The sequence below is a fragment of the Pseudomonas trutticola BRTCR10 genome (assembly GCF_056155105.1).
This window is the reverse complement of sequence record NZ_CM149552.1, coordinates 4,630,374-4,643,158: the sequence shown is the minus strand read 5'-3', so window position 1 is coordinate 4,643,158 and position 12,785 is coordinate 4,630,374. Positions and strand designations below refer to the sequence as shown.

The following is a 12,785-nucleotide window of genomic DNA, read 5'->3' as shown; positions in this document are numbered from 1 at the left end:
TACGCCTTACAGGTATTCGATCGCCACGATATAGACGAATTGCTCGCCCGTCGGCGTCTGCACCCGCACTTCCGCATCCAGCGCCTTGCCGATCAAGGCGCGGGCCAATGGCGAGTCGATGCTGATCAGGCCCAGTTTCAGATCCAGTTCATCCGGGCCGACGATGCGGTAGCGCGATTGCTTGCCGTCCTCGTCTTCGATGGTCACCCAGGCGCCGAAGTAGACCTTGTTCGGATCGCTGGGTTTTTCACTGACGACTTTCAATGCTTCCAGGCGTTTGGTCAGAAAGCGCACGCGACTGTCGATCTCGCGCAGCATCTTCTTCCCGTAGGTGTATTCGGCGTTTTCCGAGCGATCGCCCTGCGCCGCCGCCTCGCTGACCGATTGCGTCACCTGCGGGCGGCGCACATGCCACAACTCATGGAATTCAGCACGCATCCGCGCTTCACCTTCAGGGGTGATCAGCGCGGTGCCGGCGGTGCGGGGAGGGCGATAACGGCTCATGGCAACTTCTTGTGATTAAGACGGCTGGAGTCTATCAACCCTCGCGCAACACTGTCAGCGGACTTGCGTTGAGTGCCCGACGCGTGCCGAACACCCCGGCACCGCCAATCAGCGCCGCGCCAATCAGCGGCAGCACCAGCAGCCACGGATGCGGGTGCCACGGCAGGTCGAACGCGTAGCGATACAGCACCAGACTCACGACTTCCGAACCGATGGCCGCAAGCAAACCGCTGACCGCGCCGAGCAGGCCGAACTCGATGCGTCGGGCCTTGATCAGCAACTTGCGCTCGGCGCCGAGTGCCCGCAACAGCGCGCCCTGGCGAATGCGTTCATCCAACGTTGCCTGCAAGCCGGAAAACAGCACCGCCATGCCGGCCGCCAAGACAAACAACAATACATATTCCACCGCCAGAGTGACCTGAGCGAGGATGCTGCGCAGCTGTTCGAGCAGCGCCTCGACCTGAAGAATGGTCACCGCCGGGAAGGCCCGCGACAGCTCGACAATCTGCTGATCATGACCGGGCGCCAGATAGAAACTGGTCAGGTAGGTTGCCGGCAGATCCTTCAAGGTGCCGGGCTGGAAGATCATGAAGAAGTTCGGCTGGAAGTTGTCCCAGTTGATCTCGCGCAGGCTGGTGACCTTTGCTTCACGATTGACGCCGCCAACACTGAACACCATGTGATCGCCGAGCTTGAGCTTGAGGCTTTCCGCTACTTTGCCTTCCACCGAAACGCCCGGCACATCGTCGGTTGGCTGATCTTGCCACCATTGGCCGGCAGTGAGCTTGTTGCCCGCCGGCAAATCCGCCGCCCAGGTCAGACTCAAGTCGCGCTGTACCGCACGGTCGCCCGCCGAATCCTTGCTGACGATTTGCTGCACCGGTTCGCCGTTGATGCTGATCAGTCGCCCTGGAACCACCGGGTACAGCGGCGCTGCTTGCGCCGATACCTTGATCAGATGATCGGTGAACGCCTGTTTGTCCGCCGGCAGGATGTTCAGGGCGAAGTAGTTCGGCGCGTTTTTCGGCAACTGGTTTTGCCAGGTGTCGAGCAATTCGCCGCGCAGCAGGGCGATCAACGCCATCGACAATAGAATCAGACCAAACGCCAACGATTGCCCGGCGGCCGCCAATGGATGGCGCAACAGTTGGCCAAGACCCAGACGCCATGGCAGCGAAGCGCGGGCCAACAGGCGGCGCAAGCTGTTCAGCAGCAACAGCAGCAGTCCGCCGAGGATGACCGCGGCGACAACACCGCCACCGAGCAGGGCAAACGTCAGCAGCAGATCAAGACTCAAGCGCCACATGATCAGACCGAGCGCGCCCAATGCGGCGCCGTAAACCATCCAGGTGCTCGATGGAATCGGTAGCATGTCCCGACGCAATACGCGCAACGGCGGTACCCGACCCAGCGCGGCGAGCGGCGGCAGGGCGAAACCTGCCAGGGCCACCAGCCCGGTGCCGATCCCGGCAATCGCCGGAAACACACCACCCGGTGGAACATCGCTGGGCAGCAGATCATGCAGCAGCGCGAACAATCCCAGTTGTGCCAGCCAGCCGAGCAACGCGCCACTGAGTGCGGCGAACAGCCCCAGCACGGTCAGTTGCACACTGAACAGCAGCATGGTTTCCCGGCGTGACAAACCAAGGCAACGCAACAAGGCACTGGCGTCGAAACGCCGACTGGCAAAACGATTCGCCGACAACGCCACGGCCACACCGGCCAACAGAACCGCGACCAGACTGGCCATGTTCAGGTAGCGCTCAGCCTTGCCCAACGCGCCGCCAATCTGCCGATTGCCGTCGCGGGCATCCTGAATTCGCTGGTTCGCCGCCAGGCCCGGTTTGATCAATTGCCGATAGGTTTCCAGCGCCTGTGGTTCGCCACGCCACAGTTCGCGAAAACTCACGCGGCTGCCGGGCTGCACCACGCCAGTGGCGGCAAGGTCATCGAGATTGATCATCACCCGAGGTGTCAGGCTATAGAAGTTGCCGGCGCGATCCGGTTCATAAGTCAGCACGCGAGTCAGTTTCAACGTCTTCATGCCGACATCGATGCTGTCGCCGATCTTCAGATCCAGCGCTGTCAGCAGGCGTGCTTCGACCCAGGCTTCGCCGGGTTGTGGTTCACCGCCGGATTGTTCTGCGGCAAAGGGCGCTGGCGCACTTTTAAGTTCGCCGCGCAATGGATAGGCACGGTCGACGGCTTTGATGCTCGACAACTGAATGCCATTGTCGGTGGCGATGACGCTGGAGAATTCCACCACTTGCGCATGCTTCAGGCGCAGCTCGGTGCCACTCCTGATCTGCTCGTCACGGGCCGGCGAGCTGCCTTCCAGCACCAGATCGGCGCCGAGAAACTCGGTTGCGCGCAGCATCATCGCGCCGTTGAGGCGGGCGCCGAAGTAACCGATGGCAGTGCTCGCCGCCACCGCCACGACCAACGCGAAGAACAACACCCGCAATTCCCCGGCGCGGGCGTCGCGCAGCAGTTGGCGAATGGCGAGGCTGAACAGACGCAACAGCGGCAAACGTGCCATCAAGGCTCCAGAGGGGCAACCAACAGCCCGGCTTCAAGACGGATCAGGCACCGGCAGCGATGGGCCAGGCGTTCGTCGTGGGTCACCAGCACCAGGGTGGTGCCGCGTTCCTTGTTCAACTCGAACAGCAAGTCGCTGATGCGCTCGCCGGTATGGCTGTCGAGATTGCCGGTGGGCTCGTCGGCGAACAGCACGTCAGGCTCGGCGGCAAACGCACGGGCAATCGCCACACGTTGCTGCTCGCCGCCGGAGAGCTGGCGCGGCGAATGCGTCAGGCGCTGGCCAAGGCCGACGCGCTGGAGCAATTCGGTGGCACGCTCGCGGGCGTCTTTGCGGCCATCGAGTTCCAGCGGCAGCATGACGTTTTCCAAAGCGTTAAGACTGTCGAGCAACTGGAACGACTGAAAGACAAAACCGACATGCTCGGCACGGATACGTGCGCGCTGATCTTCATCGAGGTTGCTCAGGCTCTGGCCAGCGAGGGTGACTTCGCCGCTGCTGGGCAGGTCGAGGCCGGCGAGCAGGCCGAGGAGGGTGGATTTGCCGGAACCGGACGCGCCGACGATGGCCAGGCTGTCGCCCTTGTTCAGTTCCAGGCTGAGTTGGTGCAGGATAGTCAGTTCACCTTCCGCGCTGGGAACCACTTTGCTGAGGTTCTTCGCGGTGAGAATGCTTGCGCCCATGGAGAATCCGATGCGTGTGTGGTTTTTGAGTGCTGGCCTGGCCTTGACGTGCATGGCCCAGAACGCAGCGGCGGGTACTGTCCTGATCGTTGGCGATAGTATCAGCGCCGGTTTCGGACTGGATACCCGCTTGGGATGGGTGTCGTTGCTCGAACAACGGCTCAAGAAGGAGGGTTTTGACGACAAAGTGGTCAATGCCTCCATCAGTGGCGACACCAGTGCCGGGGGCCAGGCGCGGCTGCCGGCGCTGCTTGCAGAGCATAAGCCGGAACTGGTGATCCTCGAATTGGGCGGCAACGATGGCCTGCGCGGAATGCCGCCCATTCAATTGCAACAAAACCTTGCGGCGATGATCGACAGCTCCCGCCAGAGCGGCGCCAAGGTACTGTTGCTCGGCATGCAATTGCCGCCCAACTATGGCAAGCGCTACACCGACGCCTTCGCCGAGGTCTACGGCAAACTCGCCAACGACAAAAAGATCCCGCTGGTGCCGTTTTTCCTCGACGGCGTGGGCGGTCATCCGGACTTGATGCAGGCCGATGGTCTGCACCCGGCGGCCGGGGCTCAGGGCAAGTTGCTGGAAAATGTCTGGCCGACGCTAAAACCGCTGTTATGAGGCTTTTCTAAGGGCAGGCTTTCGGCTAATGTGGCGCCCCCTTATTTGGAGCCCCCGATGTCGCGTTCTGCCTGGTCCCTGTTTGCCTACCAACTGATCGAGCCTGACGAGCAGCTGGATCTGTTCGCCTGCCAGGAAGTGCGGGTGCATCTGGTGACCCGTCAACTCGAACTCGGCGGCTCGGCCGATCGCACCCTCTGCGGCAGTCTGCTGCCGGCGCAGCCGCGCTGGTCGAGCGTGGATCGCCGGGTGTTTCAGGATCAGCGCCTATGCTCGCTGTGCCGGGCGATTCTGGAGTCGCAGAAGCGCGGCACGTCGCCGATCTGGCCTGAGTTGCGATTCGAGCTTTAAGATCAAAAGATCGTCCGATCGCGGCCCGAGCCTGCGGTAGCTCCTGCATGAAGAGTTCTGGCTGCCCATCGGCGTGTCTCCCCGAATATTCAAAGTGCGGTGTACAATCGCGCTCTTATACCCTTGTTGATCATGCGAAGGATTTTCCGGATGTTGCCGCGCTTTCCTGCCGTCACCCGCTGCCTGTCACTTGCCGCCCTGTGTGTGGCCGGTCCCGTTGCTGCATTGGAGTTTCCCCTGCCACCACCCGGTGAAGACATCATCGGCCAGGTGCAGGTGATCAAAGCCAAGTACGAAGACACCTTCGCCGACCTGGGCACAAAGTACGATCTGGGCTATTCGGAAATGGTCGCGGCCAACCCGGGCGTCGATGCCTGGTTGCCCGGTGCCGGCACCGAAATCGTTCTGCCGACGCGCTTCATTCTGCCGCCGGGCCCGCGCGAAGGCATCGTGATCAACCTTGCCGAATACCGCCTCTACTATTTCCCGAAAGGCCGGAACGTGGTGTACACCTTCCCCCTGGGTATCGGCCGTGAAGGGTGGGGTTCGCCGATTGCGCACACCTCGATCACTGCCAAGACACCGAACCCGACCTGGACTCCGCCAGCCTCGATCAAGGCTGAACACGCCGCCGACGGTGATCCGCTGCCGAACGTGGTGCCGGCCGGTCCCGACAATCCGCTGGGGCCGTTCAAGTTCACCCTCGGCACGCCGGGCTACCTGATCCACGGTTCGAACAAGAAGTTCGGCATCGGCATGCGCACCAGCCACGGCTGCTTCCGCATGTTCAACAACAACGTGCTGGAGATGGCCGGCATGGTCCCGGTCGGTACCTCGGTGCGCATCCTCAACGATGCTTACAAGTTCGGGCGCAGTGGCGGCAAGGTCTATCTGGAAGCGCACACGCCGATCGACGACAAGGGCAACCCTTCGGTAGTCGACAAGCACACCGCGGTGATCAACGCGATGCTCAAGCGTGAGGACATCACCAACAACCTGCGCATGAACTGGGACGTGGTGCGTGACGTGGTTGCGGCCGAGGATGGCCTGCCAACGGAAATCGGCACGCCGGGCACCTCGGCGCCGATTGTCTCGAGCGCACCGATCGACCTGCAGCAGTAAGCTGAGAAACAAAACCCGCCGGTGTCAGCATCGGCGGGTTTTTTAATGCCCGGACAAAAGCATCGCGCATAAAAAAGCCGACCCAAAAAATGGGTCGGCTTGATAACAATCCCGAGGGATTATTACTTGCGGCTAGCTTTGTCCAGCATGCGCAGAGCACGCTCGTTAGCTTCGTCAGCAGTCTGTTGTGCTTTTTGAGCAGCAGCCAGAGCTTCATCAGCTTTACGGTAAGCTTCGTCTGCACGAGCCTGGGAGCGAGCAGCTGCGTCTTCAGTAGCGGTCAGACGTGCTTCGGTTTCTTTCGATGCGCTGCTGCAACCGGTAGCCAGAACTGCGGCCAGAGCCAGAGCAGAGAATTTCAGAACGTTGTTCATCGTGTTCCCCTTCAAGGACTTTCAATTAAGTGGCTGTCTCCTCCGATTGAGGAAATAGCCGGCGTACATACTACCCATTACTTGTAGTAAGTAAACTGACGTAAGGCAAGAAGCAAAAAAAATTGTAGGCGTTGATTCTTTTTCGAGCAACTTTTAACTGCGTTGTTTAAAAAATATCCAGCTGCAAGCCCCGAGATGAGCGAGTTAATGAGAAAAAGTTCCCGTTGCTCCGTGCTGTTTTTGCAGTCTTGGCTAAAGTCTGTCTAGATGAATACGTCCATACTTTTGTTCCGATTTTGCGCACTGCTTCGCGTATCTTTCTGCATGTTGAGGTGACTTTAAAAAAGGCCGCACGTCTTAAGTCTCAACATCCGGCAATGTTCAGGTGAGCAGCCCGGGAAGATCTTTTCCCAGGCCCACCCTGCGTCCATCGGAGCAACCCCCGTCAACTCGCTTGATGACGAGCGTACCTTGAGCATTTTTGCCAATGGTGCCTACTATTTATCAGGTGCCAGGTTGCGCGAGATCGGTGTGGCTCTTCTCGGTGTCCATCAGGCACGGGGTGGCGTAGATGTTCCTTCGCCGGAAAAACATCGGTAAGGTAGGGGTCAGAATTCAAGACCCGCGAGGAGTAGTGATGAGCGAGGCGTTGTCCATCCACCATGACCAGGCTGGTCATCAGTTCGAGACCAATGTGGACGGTCATCGTGCCTACCTGACCTATATGGATCTGGGGAAACAGACCCTGGATATCTATCGCACCTTCGTGCCCAACGCCCTGCGTGGCCGTGGCATCGCCGCGGCGCTGACTGAAAGCGCGCTGCAATACGCCGAAGAAATGGGCTACACGGTGATCCCGTCGTGCTCCTACGTCGAGCGCTACATGGAACGCCATCAGAAGCGCGCCGCGAAAATCTGAATCGCACACACAAAAACGCCGGGCATTGCCCGGCGTTTTTTTATGCCTGTAAAACGCGTATCAGCTGCGCTGGCGTTTCGGCAGAACATCCTTGAGCTTGGCGTGCATGCTGCGCAGGGTGTTCTCGGTGGCGGACCAGTCGATGCACGCATCGGTGATCGACACGCCGTATTGCAGGTCGGCGAGATCTTTCGGAATCGCCTGGCAGCCCCAGTTCAGATGACTCTCGACCATCAGGCCGATGATCGACTGGTTGCCTTCGAGGATCTGGTTGGCAACGTTTTCCATCACCAGCGGTTGCAGGGCCGGGTCCTTGTTGGAGTTGGCGTGGCTGCAATCGACCATGATGTTCGGCTTGATCTTCGCTTTGTTCAGCGCCTGCTCGCACAGGGCAACGCTGACCGAATCATAGTTCGGCTTGCCATTACCACCGCGCAGCACCACATGACCGTAGGCGTTGCCTTTGGTAGTGACGATCGACACGCCACCTTCCTGGTTGATACCGAGGAAACGGTGCGGGCTGGAAACCGACTGCAAGGCGTTGATCGCCACGGTCAGGCCGCCGTCGGTGCCGTTCTTGAAGCCTACCGCCGAGGACAGGCCGGAAGCCATTTCGCGGTGAGTCTGGGATTCGGTGGTACGTGCGCCGATGGCCGACCAGCTGATCAGGTCCTGCAGGTATTGCGGGGAGATCGGGTCGAGGGCTTCAGTGGCGGTTGGCAGGCCTTTTTCGGCCAGATCCAGCAGCAACTGGCGACCGATGTGCAGACCGTCCTGAATCTTGAACGAGTCGTCCAGATACGGATCGTTGATCAGGCCTTTCCAGCCGACCGTGGTGCGTGGCTTTTCGAAATACACGCGCATGACCAGATACAAGGTATCGGAGACTTCCGCAGCCAGCACCTTCAAACGGTCGGCGTATTCGTGGGCAGCCTTGATGTCGTGGATCGAGCACGGGCCGATCACGACGAACAGACGGTGGTCAGTGCCATCAAGAATGTTGCGAATGACTTCACGGCCCTTGGTGACGGTGCGCAAGGCAGCACCGCTCAGAGGGATATCACGCTTGAGCTGATCGGGAGTGATCAGGGTCTCGTTAGAGGCGACGTTTAGGTCGTTGATCGGTAAATCAGCCATCGTTTACTCGTCAGGTCACGGGTGCCGGCCGCCAGCGATCCCCGCGCGGCGGAGCACAGCAGATTTAAGCGCGTCGGGGAGCGGAACCTTAGCGCGTTACGCGCCTGCTCGACAATGGGCAAACGCCGCTTTAATCCAGCACTGGCTGGGCAAAAGCCTTGCGAACGCTGTCGTGGGAGAACTCATCGGCATGTTGTTCGACCCATTGCAGGGCCAGCGCCTGGATATCCTGCAGGTCATCGTGGGCATCGTTCATGCGGCAGTAGCGTTCGATCTGACACACCTGCTCACCCATTCGCGCGCTGAACAGCGTTTGTTCGTCGGTGAACGCGATCCCCACCAGATAACCTTTTTTACGACGCAGACACCACGCCACATAGCCCGGATAACAGATGTCGGCATTGAGCGTCGGCATGCGCACTTGCAGGGCCGTGCCATGGCGCCAGGCACGGTGGTAATTGCAAGCGATGCCGCCGAGGCTGATAGTGTGCAGCTGTTGCCTGGAGATGCACTCAGGCGTGAGCAAGGTTAATTCAACCGGCACCTCGTCCGGATGAGGAATGAAACGTCCCATGAGCACAGACTCCCTGTGTCGGCCATTTGACATTGTTTCCCCCAGTATAGTGGTCGAATCCGAACTGACCGATTTCGACGCCGACCAACGGCTTTTGGCGATGAGCGGCGTTTCGCTGGTGATTTTCACCAGCGTCGGCTGCGCCAGTTGCCGTTATGCCCGCGAAGTGTTGCCGGATATGGCGCTGGCGATTGATCGCCTTTGCTGGATCGACGCTGGCAACAACGGCGGGTTGGTGGAGCGGTATCAGGTCTTTCATTTGCCGGCGCTGTTTGTCGTGCGCGACGGCGAGTTCTTTGGGGCATTGCACACGCGCCTGACGGCCGATGCGCTGAACGCAGCGCTGGCGCAGGCACTGAGTCGAATTGCAGAGGAGTTGCCATAAATGGGGACAATCAACAAACCGGTCGTGGGGATTATCGGCACCGGTGCCATCGGCGGGTTTTACGGCCTGATGCTGGCGCGTGCCGGTTTCGATGTGCATTTTCTGCTGCGCAGCGAGTTTTCCGCGGTGGCCGAGCACGGCCTGCAGGTGGATAGCGCGGTGCATGGTCTGCTGACGCTCAACCCGGTGCAGGCCTACTCTTCGGCTGAAGACATGCCCAAGTGCGACTGGCTGCTGGTGGGCGCCAAGACCACCAGCAATGCCAGCCTTGCGCCGTCGATCATTCAAGCGGCAAAACCCGATGCGAAAGTGCTGGTGCTGCAAAACGGCCTCGACGTCGAGGACAGCCTGCGTGAACGGCTGCCTGAGTCGCTGCATCTGCTCGGTGGTCTGTGCCTGATCTGCGTGCATCGCGAGGGCCCCGGGCAGGTGACCCACCAAGCACTTGGCGCGGTGAACGTCGGCTACCACAGTGGCCCGGCGGCTGATGACATTGCGCGTATGGCGCTTATCGAGGAAGGTTCGGAACTGTTCCACGCCGCCGGCATCGATTCCCAGGCGATGCCCAATCTGCATCAGGCACGCTGGCAGAAACTGATCTGGAACATCCCCTATAACGGTCTTTCGGTATTGCTCGGCGCCAGCACTACGCCGCTGATGGCCGATGCCGACAGCCGCGCATTGATTCAGGCGTTGATGGCCGAAGTGGTGCAGGGCGCCAAGGCGTGCGGTGTGGAAGTGCCAGCCGGGTATGCCGATTTCCTGTTTACGATGACCGAGAAAATGGCCGATTACTGGCCGAGCATGCATCACGACTTTTTGCATAAACGACCGCTGGAGCTGGAGGCAATCTACGCCCGACCACTGGCGGCCGCCAAAGCGGCGGGGTGTGAACTGCCGCGAATCGAGGCGCTGTATCGAACATTGAGCTTTATTGATCGACGCAACACTTGAGTCGTTTTTTTGCGGGTGCTGGGGGAAAACATGGCGAAAAACATTGATGACAAACTGGTGCTGGCGATCTCGTCGCGCGCTTTGTTCGACCTGAGCGAGAGCCACAAGGTCTACCTGTCGAGCGGCGTCGAAGCCTATCGGCAATATCAGATCGAGCACGAAGACGAGATCCTCGCGCCCGGCGATGCCTTCCCCCTGGTGGAAAAACTCCTGAGCCTGAACAGTCGCCTCGGCCGCGCCCGGGTCGAGGTGATTCTGGTGTCGCGCAACAGCGCCGACACCGGGTTGCGCGTGTTCAACTCGATTCATCACTACGGCCTGGCGATTTCCCGCGCAGCGTTTGTGGGCGGGCGCAGTCCTTATCCGTATCTCAAAGCCTTTGGCTGCGACCTGTTTCTTTCGACCCACGCCGAGGATGTACGCGCAGCGCTGGATGCAGGTTTTGCCGCTGCGACGATTCTGTCCGGGGGCGCCAGCCGAGCGGCCAGCGATGAGTTGCGCATCGCCTTCGACGGCGACGCGGTGATTTTTTCCGACGAATCGGAACGGATCTATCAGTCCGGCGGACTCGAAGCGTTTCAGGCCAAGGAGCGTGAGGCCGCACGCGAGCCATTGCGCGGTGGGCCGTTCAAGGGCTTTTTGGCGGCGCTCAATCTGTTGCAACGCGAGTTCCCCGACGACGACTGCCCGATCCGCACGGCACTGGTCACCGCACGTTCGGCGCCGGCGCATGAGCGAGTGATCCGTACGCTGCGGGAATGGGACATTCGCCTCGACGAATCACTGTTCCTCGGTGGCCTGACCAAATCGGCGTTTCTCGAAGCGTTTGCCGCCGACGTGTTCTTCGACGATCAGGCCGGCCACTGCGAACTTGCCCGCGAAGTGGTCGCCACCGGCCACGTGCCCCACGGCATCAGCAACGAACCGTCGATCTAAAGCCCCTGTGCTTCAAGACGTTGCGTCGCACGTCGTACTCGTCAAGGCACTGCTAAGCTGAATCAAATCTCCGCCATGTTGGCTTGCGAGGAGGTCATATGATTCGTTCGATGCTGTATGCCACTGACCTCGGTCTGTACGCACCGTTAGTGATGCAGCATGCCCTGGCTTTGGCGCGAACGTTCAATGCCGACTTGTATGTGGTGCACGCGGTGGAGCCGATGGGATTGTTTGCCGAGTCGGTGTTGCAGAGTTATCTCGACGAGCAGGCATTGAACGAATTTCACAGTCAGGGTCTGAAAACAGTCATCGCCAACATCGAACAGCGGGTACTGGAGAGCTTTCGCGAAGAACTGGGGGACGAGGGCGAGCAGGATCTGCAGCGCATTCGCGCGGTACGCGTGGTGCAGGGCGATCCGTCGCAGGTGATTCTTGACCAGGTGCAGAAACTCTCTGTCGATTTGCTGATCGTAGGAAGTCACAGCCACGGGGTGGGCGCGGAAACGCCGTTGGGCCGTACGGCGGCGCGGGTCCTGCAGTTGGCCAAGGTCCCGGTTTATCTGGTGCCACTGGTGGAGCGTCGGCGGCGGGAGGATCGCTGAGTCAGGATTAATGGCACTTTGATAAAAAAGTTCTAGATTTATTATTCAAACCATTAATATAGTTATATACCGTCGCTGATGCCCGTGGCGTCTACCTGCTTTGAGGGATACATATGAAGCTTCAACAATTGCGCTACATCTGGGAAGTGGCGCACCACGACCTCAACGTTTCCGCTACAGCCCAAAGCCTTTACACCTCGCAACCGGGTATCAGTAAACAAATCCGCCTGCTGGAAGATGAACTCGGCGTTGAAGTGTTCGCCCGCAGCGGCAAGCACCTGACCCGCGTCACCCCGGCGGGCGAGCGCATCATCACCACTGCCGGTGAGATTCTGCGCAAGGTCGAAAGCATCAAGCAGATTGCCCAGGAATTCTCCAACGAGAAGAAAGGCACCCTGTCGATCGCCACCACTCACACCCAGGCACGTTATGCGCTGCCGCCAGTGATCAGCAATTTCATCAAGCAATATCCGGACGTGGCACTGCACATGCACCAGGGTTCGCCGATGCAGATCGCCGAGATGGCCGCTGACGGCACCGTCGATTTCGCCATCGCCACCGAAGCGCTGGAGTTGTTCGGCGACCTGGTGATGATGCCATGCTATCGCTGGAACCGCTGTGTGGTCGTGCCGCAGGGGCACCCGCTGACCAAGCTGCCTAAGCTGACCCTCGAAGCGCTCGCCGAATATCCGATCGTGACGTACGTGTTCGGCTTCACCGGTCGTTCGAAACTCGACGAAGCGTTCAGCCATCGTGGCCTGACGCCGAAAGTGGTTTTCACCGCTGCTGACGCCGATGTGATCAAAACCTACGTGCGTCTGGGTCTGGGTGTGGGCATCGTCGCCAAAATGGCCGTCGATACCAAACTCGACAACGATCTGGTGGTGCTGGATGCCAGCGAGCTCTTCGAATCGAGCATCACCAAGATCGGTTTCCGTCGCGGTACGTTCCTGCGTGGTTTCATGTGCGACTTCATCGAGAAGTTTGCCCCGCACCTGACCCGCGAAGTGATGGCCAAAGCCATTCAGTGTCACAACAAGCAAGAGCTGGAAGAGCTGTTCGACGGCGTCGAGCTGCCTGTCCACTAAG

15 protein-coding genes are annotated in these 12,785 nt (G+C 59.8%); 9 read left to right on the top strand and 6 right to left on the bottom strand.

The window, feature by feature from the left end:
* Positions 1-6 precede the first annotated feature (6 nt).
* From greB to ACVVH8_RS21055, 3 genes are read right to left on the bottom strand one after another with little or no spacing between them, the layout of a single operon-like run.
* On the bottom strand, positions 7-504 hold the full coding sequence (gene greB, locus ACVVH8_RS21065) for a transcription elongation factor GreB (protein ID WP_008079921.1): 498 nt from the start codon (positions 502-504) through the stop codon (positions 7-9).
* Between the two features lie 34 nt (positions 505-538).
* The gene (locus ACVVH8_RS21060) at positions 539-3,043 is read right to left on the bottom strand and encodes an ABC transporter permease (RefSeq protein ID WP_475226163.1); all 2,505 of its coding nucleotides are present in this window, start codon (positions 3,041-3,043) and stop codon (positions 539-541) included.
* Positions 3,043-3,726, bottom strand: coding sequence for an ABC transporter ATP-binding protein (locus ACVVH8_RS21055; protein WP_475226161.1), 684 nt, complete (start codon positions 3,724-3,726; stop codon positions 3,043-3,045). Before ACVVH8_RS21055 ends, ACVVH8_RS21060 begins: the two co-directional genes overlap by 1 nt.
* A 10-nt stretch (positions 3,727-3,736) precedes the next feature.
* On the opposite strand from ACVVH8_RS21055, the gene ACVVH8_RS21050 reads away from it, so the two are divergent.
* The 3 genes from ACVVH8_RS21050 to ACVVH8_RS21040 all read left to right on the top strand — a co-directional run bounded on the left by ACVVH8_RS21050 (position 3,737) and on the right by ACVVH8_RS21040 (position 5,815).
* Positions 3,737-4,342, top strand: a complete 606-nt coding sequence (locus tag ACVVH8_RS21050) for an arylesterase (RefSeq protein WP_177431411.1) — start codon at positions 3,737-3,739, stop codon at positions 4,340-4,342.
* Between the two features lie 57 nt (positions 4,343-4,399).
* Positions 4,400-4,693 carry a hypothetical protein gene (locus tag ACVVH8_RS21045; RefSeq protein WP_007908575.1) on the top strand — a complete coding sequence of 98 codons (294 nt, stop codon included), beginning with the start codon at positions 4,400-4,402 and terminating at the stop codon, positions 4,691-4,693.
* A 150-nt stretch (positions 4,694-4,843) separates the two neighbouring features.
* The gene (locus ACVVH8_RS21040; protein ID WP_103304731.1) at positions 4,844-5,815 is read left to right on the top strand and encodes a L,D-transpeptidase family protein; all 972 of its coding nucleotides are present in this window, start codon (positions 4,844-4,846) and stop codon (positions 5,813-5,815) included.
* A gap of 122 nt (positions 5,816-5,937) precedes the next feature.
* On the opposite strand, the gene oprI is transcribed toward ACVVH8_RS21040, so the two are convergent.
* On the bottom strand, positions 5,938-6,189 hold the full coding sequence (oprI, locus tag ACVVH8_RS21035; RefSeq protein ID WP_003199355.1) for an outer membrane lipoprotei OprI: 252 nt from the start codon (positions 6,187-6,189) through the stop codon (positions 5,938-5,940).
* Between the two features lie 637 nt (positions 6,190-6,826).
* Between oprI and ACVVH8_RS21030 the strand changes: the two genes are divergently transcribed.
* Positions 6,827-7,108 (top strand): GNAT family N-acetyltransferase, encoded by a 282-nt coding sequence (locus ACVVH8_RS21030; RefSeq protein ID WP_025113131.1) that lies wholly within the window; start codon positions 6,827-6,829, stop codon positions 7,106-7,108.
* A 60-nt stretch (positions 7,109-7,168) separates the two neighbouring features.
* Here ACVVH8_RS21030 and ACVVH8_RS21025 read toward each other — a convergent pair whose 3' ends face one another.
* Together ACVVH8_RS21025 and ACVVH8_RS21020 are read right to left on the bottom strand one after the other, a co-directional pair.
* Positions 7,169-8,245 (bottom strand): 3-deoxy-7-phosphoheptulonate synthase, encoded by a 1,077-nt coding sequence (locus ACVVH8_RS21025; protein WP_103304732.1) that lies wholly within the window; start codon positions 8,243-8,245, stop codon positions 7,169-7,171.
* 130 nt (positions 8,246-8,375) lie between these two features.
* The gene (locus ACVVH8_RS21020) at positions 8,376-8,819 is read right to left on the bottom strand and encodes a PilZ domain-containing protein (protein WP_103304733.1); all 444 of its coding nucleotides are present in this window, start codon (positions 8,817-8,819) and stop codon (positions 8,376-8,378) included.
* On the opposite strand from ACVVH8_RS21020, the gene ACVVH8_RS21015 reads away from it, so the two are divergent.
* The 5 genes from ACVVH8_RS21015 to cysB all read left to right on the top strand — a co-directional run bounded on the left by ACVVH8_RS21015 (position 8,818) and on the right by cysB (position 12,784).
* Positions 8,818-9,204 carry a thioredoxin family protein gene (locus ACVVH8_RS21015; protein ID WP_103304734.1) on the top strand — a complete coding sequence of 129 codons (387 nt, stop codon included), beginning with the start codon at positions 8,818-8,820 and terminating at the stop codon, positions 9,202-9,204. The two genes, ACVVH8_RS21020 and ACVVH8_RS21015, sit on opposite strands and share 2 nt — an antisense overlap.
* The gene (locus tag ACVVH8_RS21010; protein ID WP_475226158.1) at positions 9,205-10,158 is read left to right on the top strand and encodes a putative 2-dehydropantoate 2-reductase; all 954 of its coding nucleotides are present in this window, start codon (positions 9,205-9,207) and stop codon (positions 10,156-10,158) included.
* A gap of 30 nt (positions 10,159-10,188) precedes the next feature.
* On the top strand, positions 10,189-11,094 hold the full coding sequence (locus ACVVH8_RS21005; protein ID WP_201237345.1) for a 5'-nucleotidase: 906 nt from the start codon (positions 10,189-10,191) through the stop codon (positions 11,092-11,094).
* A gap of 98 nt (positions 11,095-11,192) precedes the next feature.
* Entirely contained in the window at positions 11,193-11,696 is a 504-nt protein-coding gene (locus ACVVH8_RS21000; protein ID WP_103304737.1) for a universal stress protein, read from the top strand.
* Between the two features lie 113 nt (positions 11,697-11,809).
* Complete coding sequence (cysB, locus tag ACVVH8_RS20995; RefSeq protein WP_007908591.1) at positions 11,810-12,784, top strand: HTH-type transcriptional regulator CysB; 975 nt, start codon at positions 11,810-11,812, stop codon at positions 12,782-12,784.
* Position 12,785: the final 1 nt, after the last annotated feature.